This window comes from Mycolicibacterium pulveris (assembly GCF_010725725.1).
Taxonomy (GTDB): Bacteria; Actinomycetota; Actinomycetes; order Mycobacteriales; family Mycobacteriaceae; genus Mycobacterium; species Mycobacterium pulveris.
The window spans coordinates 3,591,904-3,613,350 of record NZ_AP022599.1; the positions used below are offsets into that span (position 1 = coordinate 3,591,904).

Below are 21,447 nucleotides of genomic sequence, written 5' to 3' on the forward strand. Positions count from 1 at the left end.
CATGCGAATGACCCGGCGGATTCTCATCCAGATGGCGATTTTCTCGGCCATCGCGATCCTCGCGTTGGGCATCATGGTCTTCGGATACATGCGGCTCCCCACCCTCCTCGGCGTCGGTCAGTACCGTGTCACCGTCGAATTACCGGAGACGGGCGGGCTGTATCCGAGGAGCAACGTCACCTACCGCGGTGTGCAGGTCGGTCAGGTGAAAAGCATCGAGTTGACCGACACCGGTGTCGCAGCAGTGCTTTCGCTGGACTCGGGCATCCGGATTCCCGCCGACCTCGAAGCCGAGGTGCACAGCGTGTCCGCCGTCGGCGAGCAGTACGTCCAGTTGCTCCCGCGTAGCGGCGAAGGTCCGGAGCTCAAGGACGGCGACGTGATCCCGTTGGGCCGCACCAGGGTTCCGACGGATATCAATGCGGTCCTCGACGATACGGCGCGCGGCCTACAGGCGATTCCGCAGGAGAACCTGAGGACCGTCGTCGACGAGGCGTATATCGCGGTGGGCGGGCTCGGGCCCGAGTTGCGCCGCCTGGTGACCGGCAGCGCCGAACTTGCCGTCGACGCCCGGGAGAACCTCGACCCACTGCTCACGCTCATCGATCAGTCCAAGCCGGTGCTCGACACCCAGACCGACACCGCAGGCTCGATTCAGGCGTGGGCGGCGAATCTGGCGGACATCAGCGGTCAACTGCAGAACCAGGATCCGGCTGTGAGAGGAATTCTGGCCAAGGGGCCGGGGGCCGCCGACGAGGTGCGCGCCCTGTTCGACCGGCTGCAGCCGACGCTGCCGATCGTGCTGGCCAACCTGGTCAGCCTCGGCGAGGTCGCGCTGGCGTATCAGCCGAGCCTCGAGCAGTTTCTGGTGTTGTTGCCGCAGGGCACCGCGGTCACGCAGGCCGTGGGTGTGCACAAGCGCGGCACCAAGCAGGACTACATGGGTGATGCGTTGATCTTCAACCTGAACGCGATCCTGCCTGCCCTCCCGGCTCCGCTGCCGCTGCCGCCGCAGAACCTGCCGCCGCCGTGCATGACGGGGTTCCTGCCGGCCCAGCAGCAGCGGGTGCCGGTCTTCGAGGACTACCCGGACCGACCGACGGGCGACCTGTACTGCCGAACACCGCAGGATGCGCCGTTCAACGTGCGTGGCGCCCGCAACCTGCCGTGCGTCACCGTCCCGGGCAAGCGCGCCCCGACGTGGCAGATGTGCGAGAGCGATGAGCAGTACGTGCCGCTCAACGACGGCTACAACTGGAAGGGCGACCCCAACGCGACGCTGTCCGGCCAGCCCATTCCGCATGTGCCGCCGGATGTCCCGGTCGCCGTCACGCCCCCTCCGCCGGGTACGCCGCCGCTGCCCGTCGCGGCCGCCGAATACGACCCGGCGTCCGGGAAGTACGTCGGTCCGGATGGCCGCGTCTACACGCAGTCCAACCTGGCGCGGGACGGGTCGGAGCAGACGTGGCAGTCGCTGCTGGTGCCGCCTGGCAACTGACATCCCTTTGCGCCGAACGTGGGTTACCCGCACGCCCCGAGCGCAACGCGCGTGACACAACCCCACACTCGCGCGGAGGTGGCCGGTGGCTGGCCCGCGCTAATCCATGATGTCGCGGACGCGGGTCTTCTCGTGGCCCCGAAGCATCGCCGCGCCGGCCACCTCCATATGCCGACGCCAGTGCGACTCCGCCGCGTCGCCCTTGCGGGCTTCCACCAGGTCGGCCAGCTTGCGGTAGGACTTGAGCATCTTCGAGAACTCCGCCTCGGCCATCACGACCTTGTTATCGGCTCCGAGAAGTGCTGCCGCGGTGTGTCTTTCATCGATCTCGTGCAGCATGCCCGCGATCATGCCGAGCGTCGCATTGCCCGAGAGCTCGACCATGCGACGGTGCAGGCGCGCCGTGGCCGTCGCCAACGTGCCGGCTTTCCACGCCCGCGGTATGTCGTCGACCAGCTCCCGGAGTTCCCGGTGCGCCTCGGCGGTACCGTCCTGGGCCAGCAGCTTGGCCGCCGGCGGCTCGATCGCCGTGCGCGCCGTCAGCACGTCGGCGAGCGTGGTGCCGGACAAGGCGAGCAGCAGCGCGGCGGGGCGCGCGACGATCTCCGCTCCCGGGACCCGAACCCGGGCACCCGTGCGTGAGCCGCGACGGACCTCGACGAGCCGTTCGGATTCCAGCACGCGGACCGCTTCGCGCAAGGTCGGTCGGCTGACCTGGAAATGGGCCATCAGTTCGGCCTCGTGCGGCAGGAAGTCACCGTCTTTCAACTGGCCCTCGACGACCATGCGTCGAAGTGTCCGCGCCACCAGCTCGGCCGTCTTGGGCGACCGGACGGCCCCCGGCGCCACATCGGGCGAAATCATCGGCGCGAGCGGTTCACGTCGTGACACCGCGGTCCCTCCTCGGTGCTCAGTTGTAACACTCAGTAAACCATGTCGGTTCGTGGAGCGCGGTTTGCCGCAAACGGGGTGGAAACCGGAATCCGATTTGATAGTGATGTTCCCTGGACTATCGGGCTCCGACGATATGGTGTCCGAGCACGTAAGTTGGAGCCGACCCGCCCGACCCGACCAGGCCCGCAGAGGAACCTAATGGCAGACGATCCGAACCCTACTGCCGGGAAACCGGACGACTCGACGTCAGAAGAACCAGCCGAAGAGACCTCGGTGAAGGTCGACCCCGACGTCGGCGAGGAGGGGGAGGACTACGACGCCGCCACCGGCGAGGATGACGCCGCCACCGGCGAGGATGACGCCGTTGAGGCCTCGGACGCCAAGCCGCGGATGTCTCACGTGCGGCTGGCGACGATCCTCGGCGTGGTCCTTGTCCTGGGGCTGGGCGGACTCGTCGGCTGGCTGGGCTACCAGGCCTATCAGGCGAAGCAGGCCGAGGATCTGCGCAACCTGTTCGTGCAGGTGGGCCGCCAGGGCGCGCTGAACCTCACGACGATCGACTGGGAGAGCGCCGAGGCCGACGTGCAGCGCATCCTGGACTCGGCCACCGGCACGTTCTACGACGACTTCCAGCAGCGATCGCAGCCGTTCATCGAGGTCGTCAAGCAGGCACAGTCGAAGTCGGAGGGCGAAGTCACCGAGGCGGGCCTGGAGTCCGAGTCCGACAACGAGGGCCAGGTGCTGGTGGCGGTGACCGTCAACACGAGCAACGCGGGCGCACCGGAGCAGCAGCCGCGGGCGTGGCGAATGCGCATCACGGTGCAGAAGATCGACGACGAAGCAAAGGTGTCCAACGTGGAGTTCGTACCGTGAGCCGGCACAGGATGCCCAAGGGCAGCGACAGCACCGGAGCCGACGACGAGAAGGTCGACGAGCCGGAGGCCACGACGGAGACGCAGCAGGCCGACGGCACCGAGTCGGCGGCCGAGGAGACGGCGGCGGCCGAGTCGGGGCAGGAGACGGTGGCGACCGAGGAGCCGGTCGCGGCCGACGAGCCCGAAGCCGCCGAGGACTCCGAACCCGCTTCCGACAGCACGCGACGCATCGACTGGTCCCGGGTGCTGGCCTACGGCATTCTGCCCGGGCTGGCCCTGGTGCTCGCCATCGCCGCGGGCTTCTTCAAGTGGCAGCACGACTCGGTCGCCAACGCCGAAACCGCCCGCATCGAGTCGGTGCAGACGGCCAAGGACAGCACCATCGCGATGCTGTCCTACAAACCCGAGTCCGTCGATCAACAGCTCAACGACGCGCGCGACCTGCTGACCGGCGAGTTCCGTGAGTCGTACACATCGTTGATCAACGACGTGGTGATCCCGGGCGCCAAGGAGAAGCAGATCTCCGCGGTGGCCACGGTTCCCGCGGCCGCCTCGGTGTCGGCCGACCCGAACCACGCCGTGGTGCTGGTGTTCGTCAACCAGACGGTGGTCGTCGGGCAGGACGCCCCCACCGACACGGCGTCGAGCGTGCGCGTCGGGTTGGACAAGGTCGGCGACCGCTGGCTGATCTCGCAATTCGACCCCGTCTAGTGGACGAGCCCGGCTTCATCGACGTGGCGGCACCCGGCGTGACGCTGCGCGTGCTGACGTGGGGGCCGCCGGACGCGCCGATCGCGTTGTGCCTGCACGGCTTTCCCGACACGGCCCACGGGTGGCGCAAGGTCGCACCGCTGCTGGTGGACGCGGGCTGGCGGGTGGTCGCGCCGTTCATGCGCGGCTACGCGCCGTCGTCGCTGGCGTCGGACGGCAGCTACCACATCGGCGCGCTGATGGACGACGCGCTTCGGGTGCTCGACGCCGCGGGGCCGACCGGCCGTGACGTGTTCATCGGCCACGACTGGGGCGCGATCGCCGGCGCCGGTCTGGCGGCGATGCCCGACAGCCCGTTCACCAAGGCCGTGATCATGTCGGTGCCGATGCCGGCGTCGTTCCAACCGCTGGGCAGGGTGCCGGACGCGGGACGCCTCGCCACGCAGATACCCCGCCAGCTGCTGCGCAGTTGGTACATCATGTACTTCCAATTGCCTTGGCTTCCAGAGCGTTCCGCGAAGTGGGTGGTGCCGAGGTTATGGCGTCAGTGGTCGCCCGGATATCGGGCCGACGAGGATGTGCGCCATGTCGAGGAGGCCATCGGCGCCCCCGACCGGTGGCGCGCGGCGCTCGGCTACTACCGCGCCGCGGTGCGCAACACCAAGCCGCCCGCGCAATATGCCGAGCTGCACAGTCACTGGCTGTCGGCGCCGCGGATGCCGACGCTGTACCTGCACGGCCTCGGCGACGGTTGCGCCTCAGCCGATTACGCCCACTGGGTCGAACGTGTCCTGCCGGAGGGCAGCGCGGTGGCGCTGGTCGAACGGGCGGGCCACTTTCTGCAGCTGGAACAGCCCGAGGCCGTCGCGCGCCATATCGTCGACTTCATAGGGCGCCCGTCCGGCTAGCCGATGGCCGCCAGGAACCTCGCCGCGGTCGACGCGCAGACGTACTGGATGTCGGCGAAGATCCCCAGCGACCAGTTCCTGCTGTACGGTTTCGCCGGCGCGCCTGCGGATCTGGGCCGCGCGGTGCAGCAGATCCGGGCGCGTGCCGATCGTTGCCCAGAACTGCGGCTGCGGGTGCGCGACCGCGAGCTCGGCTATCCTGAATGGGTGAGCGGCTCGGTGGCCGCCGAGCAGTTCGTGGTGCACGAGGCACCGGGGTCGTGGCGCGATTGCCTGGCCGCGGTCGCGGGACTCGCCGACGATCAGCTGGACCCGCGGCACCTGGCCTGGCGGCTGCATGTCCTTCCCGACGTGTCCGGGCTGTTCGACGGCGGCGCCGCGACGGTGGCGGTGTTGCAGGCCGCGCACGTGCTGGGCGACGGCGTCCGGTCCTCGGCGTTGGCGGCGCTGCTGTTCGGGCGCGCCCAGACGGTGCCCGCCGTTCCGGCGCGGCCGGGGTGGCAGAGCGCCACCCTGCCGTGGCGCGCGTATCACGCCGCGCGGGCCCACCGCAGGTTGAGCCGTGACACCGACGCGGGCCTTGTTGCCCCACAAGCGGATTCACGACCCGCGTTGCGCAGCAATTCGCGTCCCGACGGTGTTCGCAGTATCCGCACGGTGATCCGGCACCGTTCGCAGATACCGGGTCCGACCGTGACGGTCGCGGTGCTCGCGGCCGTGTCGACAGCACTGTCCGGGCATCTACGCGAGCTCGGCGACGACCCCGCCCGGTTAGGCGCCGAAGTGCCGATGGCCAAGGCGGGGATCCGGACCGCGCACAACCACTTCGGCAACGTCGGCGTCGACCTGCACCCGGAGCTGGCCTATCCCGAGCGGGCCGCACGGATCGCCGAGGAACTCGACCGGCGTCGTCGTCGCGCCGCGCATCCGGCGATGCTGGCCGCAAGCCGCGCAACGGCGGCGGTGCCCGCGGCGCTGCTGCGTTGGGGAGTGGCGCAATTCGATCCGACGCTGCGCTCGCCGACGGTCACCGGCAACACCGTGGTGTCCAGCGTGAACCGCGGTGCCGCCGACTTGAGCTTCGGTGACGCGCCGGTGCGGATGACGGCCGGCTATCCGGCCCTGTCACCGATGATGGGCGTGACCCACGGCGTGCACGGCATCGGGGACATTATCGCGATCAGCGTGCACGCCGCCGAGTCGGCGATCGGCGATGCCAACGCCTACGTCGACCGACTGTCGGCGGCGTTGGCAGAAGCCCGGTAGGGGTGTGCGGGCGTTAACACATGGCCTAAGTTTTGTTGCATGACTGCTTACGACTCGGCACTGGACTTCGGGTTGCTGTTCCTGCGGGTGGTGCTCGGCCTGACGATGGCCGCGCACGGCTACAACAAGTTCTTCGGCGGCGGACGTATCCCCGGCACCGCCGGCTGGTTCGAGAGCATCGGGATGAAGCCGGGCACCTTCCACGCCCGCGTCGCCGCCACCACGGAGATGGCGGCAGGCATCGGCCTGGCAGTCGGGCTGTTGACGCCCATCCCCGCCGCGGGTTTTGTGGCGTTGATGCTGGTCGCGGCCTGGACTGTGCACCGGCCCAACGGCTTTTTCATCGTCAAGGAGGGCTGGGAGTACAACCTGATCCTGGCGACGACGGCGGTGGCCGTCGCGACCATCGGCGCCGGCAAGTACAGCCTCGACTACCTGCTGTTCCGCGACACCGGCTTCGCCGACCTGCTGCACGGCTGGTGGGGGCTGGTGATCTCGCTGGGGCTCGGCCTCGCAGGCGGCATCGGCCAGCTGGTGATCTTCTACCGCCCACCGGCCAAGACCCAGTAACCCCGTCGCGGGCAGACGCCCTGCGGCGAAATCTGCCGCAGGGCTGCGCAGCGGGCGCCAACCACGACCCTCCCGCAGATTTCGCGAACCGGGGTCGTCTCGAACCCGGACCGCGAAGCTAGAACACGTTCTAGTCTTTGAGCCATGGGGTTCTTGAAACAGGACGCACCGGTCATCGAGGACTTCGAGCAGTGGAGCAAGGGCACCCGCGCCGAGAAGATCGTGCCGATGGCGCGGCACTGGGCCGAAGTCGGCTTCGGGACGCCGGTCGTGCTGCACCTGTTCTACGTCGCCAAGATCGCGCTCTACATCCTCGGCGGTTGGCTCGCCGTGCTCACCACCGCCGGCATCGACGGGTTCACCAACGTCGCCTCCTGGTATGCCGAACCGATCGTGTTCGAGAAGGTCGTGCTCTACACGATGCTGTTCGAGGTGGTCGGTCTCGGATGCGGCTTCGGCCCGCTGAACAACCGGTTCTTTCCGCCGATGGGTTCGATCCTGTATTGGTTGCGGCCCAACACGATTCGGCTGCCGCCGTGGCCGCAGCGGATCCCGATGACCAAGGGCACCAGACGCACCCCGGTTGACGCACTGCTGTACGCCGCGCTGCTGGTGATGCTTGTCGTGGCGCTGTTCTCCGACGGCACCGGCCCGATCCCCGAGCTGGGCACGGAGGTGGGCGTGCTGCCGGTCTGGCAGATCTGGGCGATCCTCGGCATCCTCGCGGTGCTGGGCCTACGCGACAAGGTGGTCTTTCTGGCCGCCCGCGGCGAGGTGTACGCCTCGCTGGCGGTGTGTTTCCTGTTCGCGGGCGCCGACATCATCCTGGGCGCCAAGTTGGTTCTCCTGGTGATCTGGCTCGGCGCCGCGGTGTCCAAGCTCAACAAGCACTTCCCGTTCGTCATCTCGACGATGATGAGCAACAACCCGGTGATCCGGCCGCGGTGGATCAAACGCAGGTTCTTCGAACGCTTTCCGGACGATCTGCGGCCGGGCCGGCTGTCGCGTTGGCTCGCGCATGTCAGCACCGCCATCGAGGGCCTGGTGCCGCTCGTGCTGTTCTTCTCCCACGGCGGCTGGCCCACGGCGATCGCCGCGTTCGTCATGGTGTGCTTCCACTTCGGCATCCTGTCGGCGATCCCGATGGGCGTGCCGCTGGAATGGAACGTCTTCATGATCTTCTCGGTGCTGGCACTGTTCGTCGGGCACGCCGGGATAGGCCTGGGCGATCTGCAGAGTCCGTGGCCGATCGTGTTGTTCGCGGTCCTCGCCACCACCGTCGCGTTGGGAAACCTGTTCCCGCGCAAGGTTTCCTTCCTTCCGGGCATGCGCTACTACGCGGGCAACTGGGACACCGGGCTGTGGTGCATGACGCCGTCGGCCAGCGAGAAACTCGAGAACGGCATCGTTTCGATCGCGAGCATGCCGCAGGCGCAGATGGAGCGCTACTACGGCAGCCCCGAGACCGCGCAGATGTACCTCTACATGGGATATGCGTTCCGCGCCTTCAACACTCACGGCCGCGCGATGTTCACCCTCGCGCACCGCGCGATGGCCGGACACAACGAGGACGACTACGTGCTGACCGACGGCGAACGCATCTGCTCCACCGCGATCGGCTGGAACTTCGGCGACGGCCACATGCACAACGAACAGCTCATCGCCGCCCTTCAGGAGCGCTGCCACTTCGAGCCCGGCGAGGTTCGCGTCGTGCTGATCGACGCACAACCCATCCACCGCCAGACCCAGCAGTACCGGCTCGTCGACGCGGCGACGGGCGAGTTCGAACGGGGTTTCGTCAGGGTCGCCGACATGGTGACCCGCCAGCCCTGGGACGACACCGTCCCCGTGCATGTGACGCGGTCGGACCCCGCCGCACCGCGGGCGGATCGCGACCCCGCGCACTAGGCCCAACTACCAACCAGTAGGTTGACCTAGTAAACCTTGTTCGTTTACGTTCAGGGGTGACCCGGTTCAGGGGTGAGCCCTGCGTGGGACCAACATCGAACTTCGAAGGAGAAGTGTCATGGCTGAAGCCGTCATCGTCGAGGCCGTACGGTCGCCCGTCGGCAAGCGTAACGGCGGGTTGTCGGGGATCCATCCCGGTGAGTTGTCCGCGCAGGTGCTCAACGGGCTGGTGGAGCGCGCGGGCGTCGATCCCGCGATTGTCGAGGACGTCATCTGGGGCTGTGTCATGCAGGCCGGCGAGCAGGCGCTCGACATCGCGCGCACCGCGGTGCTGGCCGCCGGCTGGCCCGAGAGCGTGCCAGGCGTGACCGTTGACCGGCAGTGCGGCTCGAGCCAGCAGTCGGTGCACTTCGCCGCGGCGAGTGTGATCGCCGGCCACTACGACGTGGTTGTCGCGGGCGGTGTGGAGTCTATGTCGCGCACGCCGATGGGGTCGTCGTTGGCCAACGGCGGACACCCCTACCCCGAGGCGTTCCGCAACCGCTACAGCCAGACCCCCAACCAGGGCATCGGTGCGGAGATGATCGCCGAGCAGTGGGGCTTCGACCGCACCGCGCTGGACCAGTTCTCGCTGGACTCGCACGAGAAGGCCGCCGCCGCGCAGGATGCGGGCGCGTTCGACGACCAGATCGTGGCGATCAAGGACCAGGACGGCAACCCGGTGCTCAAGGACGAGGGCATCCGTCGGGGCACCACGCTGGAGAAGATGGGTCAGCTCAAGCCGGCGTTCAAGGAGGACGGCGTGATTCACGCCGGCAACTCCTCGCAGATCTCCGACGGCTCGGCCGCGCTGCTGTTCATGTCGGCCGAGAAGGCCAAGTCGTTGGGTCTGAAGCCGATCGCGCGGGTGCACACCGCCACGCTCGCCGGCGCCGACCCGGTGATCATGCTGACCGCGCCGATCCCGGCCACCCAGAAGGCGCTGAAGAAGTCGGGCCTTTCGCTCGACGAGATCGGCGTGTTCGAGGTCAACGAGGCGTTCGCCCCGGTCCCGTTGGCGTGGCTGAAGGACATCGGCGCCGACGAGAAGAAGCTCAACCCCAACGGCGGCGCGATCGCGCTGGGCCATCCGCTCGGCGGCTCCGGCGCACGGATCATGACCACGATGCTCTACCACATGCGCGACAAGGGCATTCGCTACGGCCTGCAGACCATGTGTGAGGGCGGCGGTCAGGCCAACGCCACCATCCTCGAGCTGCTGTGACCGATGCGGTGACCAGCCCCGCCGCGCTGACCGAGCGACGGGGCAACGTCCTCCTGATCACGATCAACCGCCCGGAGGCGCGCAACGCCGTCAACAGCGCGGTGAGCACCGCCGTCGGCGACGCGTTGCAGCAGGCGCACGACGATCCCGAGGTGCGTGCAGTCGTGCTCACCGGCGCCGGCGAATCGTTTTGTGCCGGAGCTGATCTCAAGGCGATCTCGCGACGGGAGAACCTCTTTCACCCCGACCACCCCGAATGGGGATTCGCCGGCTACGTCCGCCACTACATCGACAAGCCGACGATCGCCGCGGTCAACGGCACCGCGCTGGGCGGGGGCACCGAACTGGCGCTGGCCAGCGACCTGGTGGTGGCAGAGGAGCGCGCGCAGTTCGGCCTGCCGGAGGTCAAGCGCGGGCTGATCGCCGCGGCCGGCGGGGTCTTCCGGATCGTCGATCACCTGCCCCGCAAGGTGGCGATGGAGTTGTTGTTCACCGGTGAACCGATGACTTCGGCCGACGCGCTGAAGTGGGGGTTGATCAACCAGGTCGTGCCCGACGGCACCGCCGTCGACGCGGCATTGGTTCTGGCCGAACGGATTACGTGTAACGCACCGCTTGCCGTGTGGGCAAGCAAGCGCGTCGCGATGGGCGTCGACGACGGAGTGATCGTCGGTGACGAACCGGGGTGGACCAGAACCATGCGCGAGATCTCCACCGTGATCCGCTCCGAGGACGCCAAAGAAGGACCGCTGGCCTTCGCCGAGAAGCGCCAGCCCGTATGGAAAGCAAAGTAAGCAGAGCATGAAACGACTGGTTTTCGAACCCGAGCACGAGCAGCTGCGCGAGACGGCGCGACAGTTTCTGGAGAAGGAATGCGCGCCCTATGCCGAGCAGTGGGAGAAGGACCGGCTGGTCGCGCGCGAAGCCTATGCTGCCGCAGGCAAATACGGACTCATCGGGTTCAACATGCCCGAGGAGTACGGCGGTGGCGGTGTCGACGACTTCCGGTTCAACGCTGTCATCGTCGAGGAGTTGGCGAAGTTCGGCCCGGCCACCCCGGGGCTGAGCCTGCAGAACGACATCGTCGGGCCCTATTTCGCGTCGCTGGCCAACGAGGAGCAGAAGCAGCGCTGGCTGCCCGGGTACATCAGCGGTGAGCTCATCGGCGCCATCGCGATGACCGAGCCCGGCGCCGGCAGCGACCTGGCGGGCATCAAGACCACGGCCGTGCGCGACGGCGACGACTGGATCCTCAACGGCTCCAAGACCTTCATCTCCGCGGGCATCAACAGCGACCTCGTCATCGTGGTGGCCCGCACCGACCCCGACGCCGGGCACAAGGGTTTCTCGCTGCTGGTCGTCGAGCGCGGCATGGACGGCTTCGAGCGCGGCCGCAAGCTCGACAAGATGGGGCTGCACGCCGCCGACACCGCCGAGCTGCACTTCGAAAACGTGCGGGTGCCCGGCAAGAACCTGCTCGGCACCGAGGGGCGCGGCTTCTACCATCTGATGGCGAACCTGCCCTCAGAACGGTTGTCGATCGCCGTCGCCGCCATCGCCGGTGCGCGCGCAACATTCGACGAGACGCTGCAATATGTCAAGGACCGCAAGGCTTTCGGGCAGCCGATCGGCAGCTTCCAGCACAACCGGTTCGTGATGGCCGAGATGGACACCGAGCTCGAGATCGCCGAGCAGTACATCGACCGGTGCCTGCGCGCCGTCGTCGACGGTGAGCTGACCGCCGTGGAGGCGGCCAAGGCCAAATGGTGGTGCACCGAGCTCGGCAAGCGCGTGGTCGACCACTGTGTGCAGCTGCACGGCGGCTACGGCTACATGAACGAGTACAAGGTCGCCCGCGATTACGTCGACGTGCGCATCCAGACGATCTTCGGCGGCACGACCGAGATCATGAAGGAGATCATCGGCCGCGACCTCGGCCTGTAACCCCACGCCGAGATCGACGTTTTGGCGAGTTCTACTCGCGCTTTCCCGCCCGTTTGTCCCTTTGGGCGAAACAACGGGCGAGAAAGCGGGTCAGCCGATCGGGGCGTCCGCGGCCGGGATCGGCGTCTGCTCCGGTGACGGCTCGGCCGTCTCCGCCGCAGGGGTCTCGGTCTCGGCCGTCTCCGCCGTCTCGGTGGCTGACGTCGTCGGGGTGAGCGCATCAGGCGCGCCGGCCGGATCGAGCACCGTGTCGATCAGGTAGATGCGGGCGTTCTCAGCCTGGATTCCGCCGCAGACCACCTTCGCGGACTCGTTGACGGTGATGTCACCGCCCTCACCGGACACCTTGATCTCCGCGCCCTGCTGGGTCGGGCGCTGACCCTTGACGTCCTTCGGGCCGAGAAGGCCGAGGAACACGTGGTAGTAGTCCAGGTCCGTCAGCGCGGCCGGATCCGCCTTGAGCGCGTCGAGCTGCGCGGCCGGCAGCGCCGCGAAGGCCTCGTTGGTCGGCGCGAACACCACATACGGCCCGTTCTCCAGCACCGGCACGACGTTGACCGCGGGGTTCAGCCCGCCCGAGACCGCCGCGTAGAAGGTGCTGGCCTCCGGGATGGCGGCCAGCGCCTGCCCGACGGGCAGATCGGCCAACGACTTCCAGTTCGGCACCGACTCCTTGAACGCGCCGCAGTCCGGCCCCTCAGGATCGGGGATCTCGACGACGGGCGCGGTTTCCTCCGGATCGGCGTATGCCGTCACCGCCAACGGCACAGACAGGGCGATCGCCGCGATGCCTGCGGCGGCGCCAATGGTCCTGCTGGTGCGAGTCTTCACGGACAGCTCCTCGGCTCGGTTCACGTCGCAAGGCATGTTAAGGGCACCGACGCGCCAATACCAAAGCGATGACCACGCAATATGCCCACCCCGGCCCCATTGAGCTGCGGGTTTCGCAGGCTGACGGCCTGGTCACACCGGACGCGTCAACCGTCGCACAGCTTCTCCGACAAGTCCCACAGCGCGGCGGCGTGCGCCTCGTCGAGCGCGTGCGGCGCGACGTTGTCGCGGATCCGGCAGCCCACCAGATACACCGCGCCCACATCGGCCAGATCCGCACCGACCGCCGCCCACACCTGCGTCGCCGCACCGTGTTCGGGAGTCGTGAAGTCGCGTCGGACGTCGACCTTGTCGGCCTGGGGATCGGTGGCTGCCGCCGCCAGCCGACCCAGGTCGGTGAAGTCCTCGCTGGTCATGTGTCGGGCCAGGGCCGTCGCGACGATCCCGGGATGCACGGCGTAGGCCCGAACCCCCTGGTCGCGCAGGCGCTTGTCCAACTCGATGACGTGCATGATGTTCGCGGTCTTGGAGGCGCCGTACGCGACGAACTTGTCGTATTCGCGGCGCTCCCAGTTGGGGTCGTCCAAGTCGACGTCGCCCAACCGGTGTCCGTCCGAGGACAGCGTGACGATGCGCGCACCCTCGGCGGCGACCAGCTGCGGGGTGAGCAACCGGGTCAGCTCGAAGTGACCGAGATGATTTGTGCCGAACTGGATTTCGAACCCATCGGTGGTTCTGCGCAACGGTGTGAACATCACGCCGGCGTTGTTCATCAACACGTGCAGCGCCGGCGCGATGTCCTGGATTTGGGTGGCGGCGGCGCGAACGCTTGCCAGCGAGGTCAGGTCGAGCTGCACCGTCGACGTCCGCGCCTGGGGCACCTCGTCGTGCACCCACTGGTCGACGTCGGCGAGTGCGGCGGGGTTGCGGCCCGTCAGCACGACGTGCGCGCCCGTCGACGCCAGCGCCCGCGCCGACTCCTTGCCCAGCCCCGAGGTGGCGCCGGTGATCAAACAGGTCTTGCCGGTCAGGTCGACGCCGTCGACCACGTCCATCGCAGTGTTCACGGTGCTCACGTTAGGTGAGCGGGTCATGCCTACGATGACGCCCATGCCCGAACCGCTGATCCTGCCCATTCGTGGCCGAGCGCCCCAGTTGCATGCCGAGTCCTGGGTGGCGCCGAACGCGGCCGTCATCGGTCAGGTCACGCTTGCGGCCCGGGCCAGCGTCTGGTACGGCGCGACGCTGCGTGCCGAGGCCGAGCCCATCGAGATCGGCGCCGGCACGAACCTTCAGGACGGCGTCACCGTGCACGTCGACCCCGAGTTCCCGGTCAGCGTCGGCGCCGGCGTGACCGTCGGGCACAACGCCGTCCTGCACGGCTGCGTCATCGAGGACGACGTGCTCATCGGCATGGGCGCCGTCATTCTCAACGGCGCGCGGATCGGGAAGGGGTCGCTGATCGCCGCGGGCGCGTTGGTGCCGCAGGGCATCGTGGTGCCGCCACGCTCGCTGGTCACCGGCGTACCCGGCGCCGTCCGCCGCGACCTCAGCGACGCCGAGGTCGCCGGCAACCGGCACAACGCGCAGGCCTATCAGCGGCTCATCGAGTTGCACCGAGAGGCGACAACCTAGATTTCCGGCCGGTCGATTGGGTACAGCCCTAATGTGAAAAACGTGCGGATCCTGGTCACCGGCGCGACCGGCTATGTCGGTTCCCGTCTGGTCACAACCCTGCTCGACGAAGGCCACCACGTCGTCGCCGCCAGCCGAAACCCGGCCCGGCTGGCCGATTTCGGCTGGTATGACCGCGTCACGGCGGTGGCGCTCGACGCGCAAGACGCGGCGTCGGCGAAGCAGGCCTTCAGCGACGCCGGCCCGATCGACGTCGTGTACTACCTCGTGCACGGCATCGGCGAACCCGACTTCCGCGGCGCCGACAACCGCGCCGCGGCCAACGTGGCCGACGCCGCCAAGGATGCCGGCGTGCGACGGATCGTGTACCTGGGCGGCTTCGTGCCCGACGAATACGACCTGTCCGAACACCTGACCAGCCGCGCCGAAGTCGCCGAGGAGCTACGCGTTGACGGCGGCGCGGACGTGGTCTGGCTCGGCGCGGCGATGATCATCGGGGCCGGGTCGACGTCGTTCGAGATGCTGCGCTACGTCGGTGACCGGTTCGTGGTCATCCCGCTGCCGGCGTGGTCGGCCAACCCGATCGATCCGATCTCGATCCGAGACGTGCTGTACTACTTGGCCGCTGCCGCCGACACCGAGCGCGTACCCGCGGGTGCCTATGACATCTGCGGCCCGGAGACCACCTCCTACGGTGACCTGATGCGCAGCTATGCGCGCATCGCGGGCAAATGGCGGGCTGAACTGCCGGTGATCGGTGTGGATGTCGGGGTGGTGTCCTGGATGACGGCGGCGGTGCTGCCGGTTCCGGGCGGGCTGGCCGCCGATCTCGTTGAGTCGCTTGACCATCCGATGATGGCCTCGGAGTCGGGGCTGCATGACATCGTCGGTGAACCGCCCGGCGGGCTGGTGGGCATCGCGGAAGCGATCTCCCGGGCGTTGTCGAGTCGACGGCCCCTGCCGGTCGATGCGCTGGCCGATCCGCACCATCTGGCCGACACCGATCCGGTGTGGGCCGGCGGCGACACGCTGCGCATCCGCCAACTCGCCGGTGCGGTGACGCCGTCGATCGTACGGCCCGCGCTCGGCCTGATCGGTGCGGTGCCGGGGCCGGTGGCGGCCGCCGTGCGGACCGGACTTGACACCTTGCTGGACTTGGTGCCGAAGGCGCGCACCGCATGACCTCCTCGGGCGGGTTCTTCGCCGAGGTGCGCGATATCGCCACCACCGTGGCCGTCCCGCATCACGAGCCGCCGGGGGTGATCCGGCGTCGACGCGTGGTGGTGGCCGTGGTGTTGGTGATCGGCGCTGTGCTGCTTGGCTACTCGTTGACCCGGCCGCCCGGCGACCGGTCCTTCTACTGGTTGACGTTGGCGCTCGCGGCGGTGTGGGCGCTCGGCGCGCTGGCGTCGGGACCGCTGCATCTGGGTAGTGTCCGGTTCCGCGGGCGCAACCAACGCCCGGTGATCACCGGCACCGTCGTGGGGCTGGTGCTGGGGGGCGCGTTCGTCGTGGGCGGGCTGATCGCGCGGGAGATTCCCGGTGTGCGCGAATACATCACGCGGGTGTTGGAGTTCGCCGATTACGGACCGCTGGTGCTGGTCGTCTTCATCACGGTGATCAACGGCCTCGCCGAGGAGATGTACTTCCGCGGCGCGCTGTACACCGCGCTGAAAGGCTTTCACCCGGTGCTGGTCTCGACCGTCCTGTATGTGATCGCGACGTCGGCGACGACCGGAAACCCCATGCTGGGCTTCGCCGCGATCATCCTCGGCACGGTTTGCGCGCTGGAACGCCGAGCGACCGGCGGCGTGCTGGCACCGATGCTCACCCACTTCTTCTGGGGGTTGGTCATGGTGCTGGCACTGCCGCCGATCTTCGGCGTGTAGTTCACTGTGTAGCTCACCGCAGCGGATGCGTCAGCTCGTCGTGGCGCATCCGCGCCGCCCACAGTGCGACCGCCGCCAGCAGCGGCGGTGCGATGCCGGCCACCAGGAAGATCGCCTGCATGGAAACGACTTTGGCCAGCGGACCGACGATCGCGAACGACACCGGCATGAACGCGAGCGAGACGAAGAAGTCCAGGCTGGACACCCGGCCCAGCATCGCCCGCGGCACTCGCCGCTGCAGCAGCGTGCCCCAGATGACCATCCCGGCGCCGTCGGTGGCGCCGATGACGAACGTCGCGACCACCATCAAGGCGAACGACGAGGTGAACCCGAACACCACCAGCGGGATGGAGCCCAGACCCCACATCGCCATCATCACCGTGAGATAGCGGCGCGGCAGCCGTCCCGACGAAACCGCCAGCGCACCAAGGGCGCTGCCGATACCGAAGAACGCCAGGATGAAACCGTACTTGCGGGCGCCGTCGTCGAAGCTGTCGTTGGCGATGAACGGTAACAGCACCTCGATCGGTCCGATCACCACGAGCACGAACAGGCTGGCGAACAACAGCGTCCACAGCAGCCACGGTGTGGCCAGCACGAACACGAAGCCGTCCCGCAAGTCGCGCAGCATGTGCGGGCGTTCCGATTGGGGCTCAGGGCTTCTCAGCGTTGGCCGGGTGGCCAGCAGAAGCAGCAGGCCGACCGCGAACAGGGCGGCGACGCATACGGTGCCCAACGCCGGAAACGTCGCACCGACCACCAACCCGGCGACCGCGGGACCGACCGCACGTTGGAAGACCGGGCGTACGACGCCCTCGACGCCGTTGGCCGCCAACAACTGTTCGGCGGGCAGGATTCTCGGCAGGATCGCGCTGTAGGCGGGGAAGAAGAACGCCGCCGCGGTCCCGAGAAGCGCCGCGGCCACCGCCATATGCCAAATACGCAGTGCACCAACGAGTCCCAGCGCAGCGATCGCCGACACCGCCAGCACGTTGACAGCTTCGACGGTGATGATGATCGCGCGCTGGTTGAACCGGTCGGCCGCGATGCCGCCGACGAGGACGAACGCGACAAGCCCGGTGCCCAGACAGGTCGCGACCAGCGAGAGCGACGCCGGGTCGTTGGACAACTCGATGACCTGCAGCGCCATCGCCACCGCCCACATGCCCTCGGCGAAGATGAACAGTGACACCGCGGCGATCAGCAGCCGATACTCGCGGATACGGAACGGTGCGAGCACGCGCCAACCGCCGGTGGTGCGGACCGGTGTTTCGAGGTCGAGTTGCGTACTCACTATGCGATGGTCGCCGAACGTCATCGCGACGTCCACCGAATTTTGCCGCCTCCGCCGCGCCCCGCTTCACGCCGAGACCGACGAAAGGGTGAAAGTTACTCGCACTTTCCCGCCCGTTTGTCCCTTTGGGCGAAAAGTCGCTAGCTGTCGGTGAAGTTGGGTTTTCTGCGCTGCTGGAACGCCTTGGTGCCCTCGCGGAAGTCGTCCGAATCGAGCAGGTGCAGCTGGCCTTGCCTCTCCAGCTCCAGCGCCGCCTCGAACTCGGTGAGCGTGGCCGCGTTGATGGCGTGCTTGGTTTTCCGCAGCGCCACCGCGGGCCCGCTCTGCAGCGTGGCCAGCACCTCGTCGACCTTGGCGTCGAACTCGTCGACCGGGTAGACCGCCGTCACCAGACCCCAGTCGAAGGCGTCGGCCGCGGAGATCCGCTCGGCCAGCAGCGCCATTCGGAACGCGCGGATCCGGCCCACCGCCGCGGCGATCAACGCCGTCGCCCCACCGTCGGGCATCAGCCCGATCTTGGTGAACGCCAGCATGAAAAACGCCTTCTCCGAAGCCAATACGACATCAGAGGCCAGCGCCAACGACACCCCGACCCCCGCCGCCGGGCCCTGCACCACCGCGACCACCGGCTGCGGCACGTTCTTGATCGAGCGCACGGCGCGGTTGGCGGCGTCGAGCACATCGGCCGGCGTGCCGCTGGCACCGGGGTTGGCGTGGTCCTCCTCGCTGATGCCCGCTCCAGAGCAGAAGCCGCGGCCCGCACCGCCCAGGCGCACCACCTTCACCCGAGGATCAGACGCCGCCTGTTCAAACGTCTCGGCGATGGCGACGAGCATGGCGGCGGTCAGCGAGTTGAGGCTGTCCGGCCGGTTCATCGTCACCGACAGCACGCCGTCGGACAGCTCGACGAGAAGATCGTCGATGCCGGAGTAGGTGTGCACGCTGGAGTCTGCGGTTGTCATGGCTGCACCCTAGATCCGGCCCACTTGGTTAAACAAGTAAGCTATGTCGGCGGCCGACAGCGTTCGCGGGGATGAAGGGCGGTTGGAGTATGGCTGGACCACTGCACGGGCTGCGAGTCATCGAACTGGCCAGCATTGGCCCCGGCCCGCACGCCGCGATGATCCTCGGTGACCTCGGTGCCGACGTGGTGCGCATCGAGCGCCCCGGCAAGCTGGGCGGGATCCCGAGCAAGAACCGCGAGGCCACCCTGCGCAACCGCCGGTCGGTGACCGCCGATTTGAAGAGCGAGGAGGGCCGCGACCTGGTGCTGCGCCTGGTCGCCAAGGCCGATGTGCTCATCGAGGGTCTGCGCCCGGGCGTGACCGAACGGTTGGGCCTGGGCCCCGAGGACTGCGCGAAGGTCAACGAGCGCCTCATCTACGGCCGCATGACCGGCTGGGGCCAGACCGGACCCCGTCGGCTGCAGGCCGGCCACGACATCAACTACATCTCGCTCAACGGCGTGCTGCACAGCATCGGCCGCAAAGGGGAGCGGCCGGTGCCGCCGCTGAACCTGACCGGCGACTTCGGCGGCGGGTCGATGTTCTTGCTCGTCGGGATCCTGTCGGCGCTGTGGGAACGGCAGAGCTCCGGCAAGGGCCAGGTGGTGGACGCCGCGATGATCGACGGATCCAGCGTGCTGGCCCAGATGATCTGGAGTTTCCGCGCCGACGGAATGTGGTCCGACGAGCGCGGCGTGAACATGCTCGACGGCGGCGCCCCGTACTACGACACCTACACCTGCGCGGACGGCCGCTACATCGCCGTCGGCTGCATCGAGCCCCAGTTCTACGCCGAGTTCCTCAAGGGTCTCGGCATCGACGGGGAGGACCTGCCCGACCAGAACGACATGAGCCGCTGGCCCGAGCTTCGGGCCCGCTTCACCGAGGTCATCGGCTCCAAAGACCGCGACCACTGGGCCAAGGTCTTCGCCGACAGCGACGCCTGCGTGACGCCGGTGCTCTCGTTCGGCGAGGTGGAATCCGAACCCCATGTCACCGAACGCAATACGTTCTATCGGCTCGGCGATCACCTGCAGCCCATGCCTGCGCCGCGGTTCTCCCGCAGTGTGCCGCCGACCCCGACCCCGCCCGGCGAGGCCGGCGCGGACACCGAAGCCGTCCTGCGGGACTGGACCTAGAGAGGAATTGTTTCAGTGGAGATCAAAGACGCCGTCGCCGTCGTCACCGGCGGAGCTTCCGGGCTCGGCCTGGCGACCACCAAACGACTGCTCGACCGGGGCGCGTCCGTCGTCGTCATCGACCTCAAGGGCGCCGACGCGGTCTCCGGGCTCGGTGATCGCGCCAAGTTCGTCGAGGCCAACGTGACCGACCCCGACGCGGTGACCGCGGCGCTCGATGAGGCCGAGAAGATGGGCCCGCTGCGCATCAACGTCAACTGCGCGGGTATCGGCAACGCGATCAAGACGCTGAGCAAGGACGGGCCGTTCCCGCTGGACGGGTTCAAGAAGGTCATCGAGGTCAACCTGATCGGCACCTTCAACGTGCTGCGGCTGGCCGCGGAGCGGATCGCCAAGCAAGAGCCGATCAACGGTGAGCGTGGCGTGATCATCAACACCGCCTCGGTCGCGGCGTTCGAGGGCCAGATCGGGCAGGCCGCCTACTCGGCGTCCAAGGGCGGTGTGGTCGGCATGACGCTGCCGATCGCGCGCGATCTGTCCCGCGAGCTGATCCGCGTCGTGACGATCGCGCCCGGACTGTTCAAGACCCCGCTGCTGGGCTCGCTACCCGAGGAGGCGCAGCAGTCGCTGGGCAAGCAGGTGCCGCATCCGGCCCGCCTGGGTGATCCCGACGAGTACGGCGCGCTGGCCGTGCACATCGTCGAGAACCCGATGCTCAACGGCGAAGTGATCCGCCTGGACGGCGCGATCCGGATGGCCCCGAGGTGATCTGATGACTCTGACGACGAAATTCACCGAGACATTCGGGATCGAGCATCCCGTCGTGCAGGGCGGCATGCAGTGGGTCGGCCGCGCGGAACTGGTTGCGGCGGTGGCCAATGCGGGCGCATTGGGGTTCATCACCGCGCTGACCCAGCCCACACCCGCGGACTTGGCCAAGGAGATCGCGCGCTGCCGCGAGCTCACCGACAAGCCGTTCGGGGTCAACCTGACGATCCTGCCGACCATCAACCCGCCGCCGTATGACGAGTACCGGCAGGTGATCGTCGACTCCGGCATCAAGATCGTCGAGACGGCCGGCTCCAACCCGGCGCCGCACCTGCCGATGTTCCACGAGAATGGGATCAAGGTGCTGCACAAGTGCACGTCGGTGCGCCACGCGGTCAAGGCGCAGAGCCTGGGCGTCGACGGCATCAGCATCGACGGGTTCGAATGCGCCGGCCACCCGGGTGAGGACGACATTCCCGGTCTGGTGCTGATCCCGGCGGCCGCGACCAAGATCGAGATCCCGATGATCGCCTCCGGCGGTTTCGCCGACGCGCGAGGCCTGGTGGCCGCGCTGGCGCTGGGCGCCGACGGCATCAACATGGGCACCCGTTTCATGTGCACCGTCGAGTCGCCGATCCACCAGAAGGTCAAGGACGCGATCGTGGCCGGCTCCGAGCTCGACACCGAGCTGATCTTCCGCCCGCTGCGCAACACCGCGCGCGTGGCCAGCAACGCGGTGTCACGTGAGGTGGTGCAGATCCTCGATCGCGGCGGGCAGTTCGAGGACGTCAAGGACCTCGTCGCCGGTGTGCGCGGCAACAAGGTCTACGAGACCGGCGACCTAGACGCGGGCATCTGGAGCGTCGGCACCGCGATGGGCCTCATCGACGACATCCCCACCTGCGGGGAGCTGGTGTCGCGCATCGTGGCCGAGGCCGAGGAGATCATCACCGGCCGGCTGGCCGACATGATCGAGTCCGACGAAGAAGAGAACGTGGCTTAACAGGGATCAGCGGGAAACCGCCCGCCGTGGGCAAACTGTCGGTCCC

Annotated in this window: 21 protein-coding genes; 16 read left to right on the plus strand and 5 right to left on the minus strand. The window is 68.0% G+C overall.

Annotation, left to right across the window (positions count from 1 at the left end; translation table 11 throughout):
- Position 1: 1 nt before the first annotated feature.
- Positions 2–1,498, plus strand: a complete 1,497-nt coding sequence (locus G6N28_RS17425; protein WP_163902374.1) for an MCE family protein — start codon at positions 2–4, stop codon at positions 1,496–1,498.
- Between the two features lie 99 nt (positions 1,499–1,597).
- Here G6N28_RS17425 and G6N28_RS17430 read toward each other — a convergent pair whose 3' ends face one another.
- Positions 1,598–2,389, minus strand: a complete 792-nt coding sequence (locus G6N28_RS17430) for a FadR/GntR family transcriptional regulator (RefSeq protein ID WP_064891384.1) — start codon at positions 2,387–2,389, stop codon at positions 1,598–1,600.
- 201 nt (positions 2,390–2,590) lie between these two features.
- On the opposite strand from G6N28_RS17430, the gene G6N28_RS17435 reads away from it, so the two are divergent.
- The 9 genes from G6N28_RS17435 (at position 2,591) to G6N28_RS17475 (ending at position 11,838) form a co-directional block, all read left to right on the plus strand.
- Positions 2,591–3,265 (plus strand): Rv1363c family protein, encoded by a 675-nt coding sequence (locus G6N28_RS17435; protein WP_163902376.1) that lies wholly within the window; start codon positions 2,591–2,593, stop codon positions 3,263–3,265.
- Positions 3,262–3,978, plus strand: coding sequence for an Rv1363c family protein (locus G6N28_RS17440; protein WP_163902378.1), 717 nt, complete (start codon positions 3,262–3,264; stop codon positions 3,976–3,978). The genes G6N28_RS17435 and G6N28_RS17440 overlap by 4 nt, the downstream gene beginning before the upstream one ends.
- On the plus strand, positions 3,978–4,886 hold the full coding sequence (locus G6N28_RS17445) for an alpha/beta fold hydrolase (RefSeq protein WP_163902380.1): 909 nt from the start codon (positions 3,978–3,980) through the stop codon (positions 4,884–4,886). The genes G6N28_RS17440 and G6N28_RS17445 overlap by 1 nt, the downstream gene beginning before the upstream one ends.
- Positions 4,887–4,889: 3 nt before the next feature.
- Positions 4,890–6,152: a wax ester/triacylglycerol synthase domain-containing protein gene (locus G6N28_RS17450; protein WP_163902382.1), complete on the plus strand. Its 1,263-nt coding sequence runs from the start codon at positions 4,890–4,892 to the stop codon at positions 6,150–6,152.
- Between the two features lie 39 nt (positions 6,153–6,191).
- Positions 6,192–6,722 carry a DoxX family protein gene (locus tag G6N28_RS17455; RefSeq protein WP_163902385.1) on the plus strand — a complete coding sequence of 177 codons (531 nt, stop codon included), beginning with the start codon at positions 6,192–6,194 and terminating at the stop codon, positions 6,720–6,722.
- A 144-nt stretch (positions 6,723–6,866) separates the two neighbouring features.
- Entirely contained in the window at positions 6,867–8,630 is a 1,764-nt protein-coding gene (locus G6N28_RS17460) for a DUF3556 domain-containing protein (RefSeq protein ID WP_163902387.1), read from the plus strand.
- Between the two features lie 118 nt (positions 8,631–8,748).
- Positions 8,749–9,894 carry a thiolase family protein gene (locus G6N28_RS17465; RefSeq protein ID WP_163902389.1) on the plus strand — a complete coding sequence of 382 codons (1,146 nt, stop codon included), beginning with the start codon at positions 8,749–8,751 and terminating at the stop codon, positions 9,892–9,894.
- On the plus strand, positions 9,891–10,688 hold the full coding sequence (locus G6N28_RS17470) for a crotonase/enoyl-CoA hydratase family protein (protein WP_163902391.1): 798 nt from the start codon (positions 9,891–9,893) through the stop codon (positions 10,686–10,688). Before G6N28_RS17465 ends, G6N28_RS17470 begins: the two co-directional genes overlap by 4 nt.
- A gap of 7 nt (positions 10,689–10,695) precedes the next feature.
- Positions 10,696–11,838, plus strand: coding sequence for an acyl-CoA dehydrogenase family protein (locus G6N28_RS17475; RefSeq protein ID WP_163902393.1), 1,143 nt, complete (start codon positions 10,696–10,698; stop codon positions 11,836–11,838).
- Between the two features lie 90 nt (positions 11,839–11,928).
- On the opposite strand, the gene G6N28_RS17480 is transcribed toward G6N28_RS17475, so the two are convergent.
- Complete coding sequence (locus G6N28_RS17480; protein ID WP_163902395.1) at positions 11,929–12,669, minus strand: fasciclin domain-containing protein; 741 nt, start codon at positions 12,667–12,669, stop codon at positions 11,929–11,931.
- Positions 12,670–12,815: 146 nt separating this feature from the next.
- On the minus strand, positions 12,816–13,763 hold the full coding sequence (locus G6N28_RS17485; protein ID WP_163906358.1) for an SDR family NAD(P)-dependent oxidoreductase: 948 nt from the start codon (positions 13,761–13,763) through the stop codon (positions 12,816–12,818).
- A gap of 16 nt (positions 13,764–13,779) precedes the next feature.
- Between G6N28_RS17485 and G6N28_RS17490 the strand changes: the two genes are divergently transcribed.
- From G6N28_RS17490 to G6N28_RS17500, 3 genes are read left to right on the plus strand one after another with little or no spacing between them, the layout of a single operon-like run.
- On the plus strand, positions 13,780–14,304 hold the full coding sequence (locus G6N28_RS17490) for a gamma carbonic anhydrase family protein (protein ID WP_163902397.1): 525 nt from the start codon (positions 13,780–13,782) through the stop codon (positions 14,302–14,304).
- Positions 14,305–14,337: 33 nt separating this feature from the next.
- Complete coding sequence (locus G6N28_RS17495) at positions 14,338–15,486, plus strand: NAD(P)H-binding protein (protein WP_163902399.1); 1,149 nt, start codon at positions 14,338–14,340, stop codon at positions 15,484–15,486.
- Positions 15,483–16,193 (plus strand): CPBP family intramembrane glutamic endopeptidase, encoded by a 711-nt coding sequence (locus G6N28_RS17500; protein WP_163902401.1) that lies wholly within the window; start codon positions 15,483–15,485, stop codon positions 16,191–16,193. Before G6N28_RS17495 ends, G6N28_RS17500 begins: the two co-directional genes overlap by 4 nt.
- Positions 16,194–16,206: 13 nt before the next feature.
- On the opposite strand, the gene tet(V) is transcribed toward G6N28_RS17500, so the two are convergent.
- Together tet(V) and G6N28_RS17510 are read right to left on the minus strand one after the other, a co-directional pair.
- A complete protein-coding gene (gene tet(V) / locus G6N28_RS17505) occupies positions 16,207–17,511 on the minus strand; it encodes a tetracycline efflux MFS transporter Tet(V) (protein ID WP_163902402.1) in 1,305 nt (434 codons plus the stop codon).
- A 116-nt stretch (positions 17,512–17,627) separates the two neighbouring features.
- Entirely contained in the window at positions 17,628–18,449 is an 822-nt protein-coding gene (locus tag G6N28_RS17510) for an enoyl-CoA hydratase (protein WP_163902404.1), read from the minus strand.
- 89 nt (positions 18,450–18,538) lie between these two features.
- Here G6N28_RS17510 and G6N28_RS17515 point away from each other — a divergent pair, with 89 nt between their 5' ends.
- Genes G6N28_RS17515 through G6N28_RS17525 form a run of 3 tightly spaced genes read left to right on the plus strand, consistent with a single transcriptional unit; the run spans position 18,539 to position 21,401 of the window.
- Positions 18,539–19,630, plus strand: coding sequence for a CaiB/BaiF CoA transferase family protein (locus tag G6N28_RS17515; RefSeq protein WP_163902407.1), 1,092 nt, complete (start codon positions 18,539–18,541; stop codon positions 19,628–19,630).
- A 15-nt stretch (positions 19,631–19,645) separates the two neighbouring features.
- Positions 19,646–20,398: a 3-hydroxyacyl-CoA dehydrogenase gene (locus G6N28_RS17520; protein WP_163902409.1), complete on the plus strand. Its 753-nt coding sequence runs from the start codon at positions 19,646–19,648 to the stop codon at positions 20,396–20,398.
- 4 nt (positions 20,399–20,402) lie between these two features.
- Entirely contained in the window at positions 20,403–21,401 is a 999-nt protein-coding gene (locus G6N28_RS17525; RefSeq protein WP_163902411.1) for an NAD(P)H-dependent flavin oxidoreductase, read from the plus strand.
- Positions 21,402–21,447: the final 46 nt, after the last annotated feature.

Excerpts from the sequence above, each read along its gene's own strand:
- G6N28_RS17515 (WP_163902407.1), top strand. The coding sequence starts at position 18,539 with ATGGCTGGACCACTGCACGGGCTGCGAGTCATCGAACTGGCCAGCATT.
- G6N28_RS17425 (WP_163902374.1), top strand. The coding sequence starts at position 2 with ATGCGAATGACCCGGCGGATTCTCATCCAGATGGCGATTTTCTCGGCC.
- G6N28_RS17455 (WP_163902385.1), top strand. The coding sequence starts at position 6,192 with ATGACTGCTTACGACTCGGCACTGGACTTCGGGTTGCTGTTCCTGCGG.
- G6N28_RS17435 (WP_163902376.1), top strand. The coding sequence starts at position 2,591 with ATGGCAGACGATCCGAACCCTACTGCCGGGAAACCGGACGACTCGACG.
- G6N28_RS17490 (WP_163902397.1), top strand. The coding sequence starts at position 13,780 with ATGCCCGAACCGCTGATCCTGCCCATTCGTGGCCGAGCGCCCCAGTTG.
- G6N28_RS17475 (WP_163902393.1), top strand. The coding sequence starts at position 10,696 with ATGAAACGACTGGTTTTCGAACCCGAGCACGAGCAGCTGCGCGAGACG.
- G6N28_RS17500 (WP_163902401.1), top strand. The coding sequence starts at position 15,483 with ATGACCTCCTCGGGCGGGTTCTTCGCCGAGGTGCGCGATATCGCCACC.
- G6N28_RS17465 (WP_163902389.1), top strand. The coding sequence starts at position 8,749 with ATGGCTGAAGCCGTCATCGTCGAGGCCGTACGGTCGCCCGTCGGCAAG.
- G6N28_RS17510 (WP_163902404.1), bottom strand. The coding sequence starts at position 18,449 with ATGACAACCGCAGACTCCAGCGTGCACACCTACTCCGGCATCGACGAT.
- G6N28_RS17450 (WP_163902382.1), top strand. The coding sequence starts at position 4,890 with ATGGCCGCCAGGAACCTCGCCGCGGTCGACGCGCAGACGTACTGGATG.
- G6N28_RS17525 (WP_163902411.1), top strand. The coding sequence starts at position 20,403 with ATGACTCTGACGACGAAATTCACCGAGACATTCGGGATCGAGCATCCC.
- G6N28_RS17485 (WP_163906358.1), bottom strand. The coding sequence starts at position 13,763 with ATGACCCGCTCACCTAACGTGAGCACCGTGAACACTGCGATGGACGTG.
- G6N28_RS17460 (WP_163902387.1), top strand. The coding sequence starts at position 6,867 with ATGGGGTTCTTGAAACAGGACGCACCGGTCATCGAGGACTTCGAGCAG.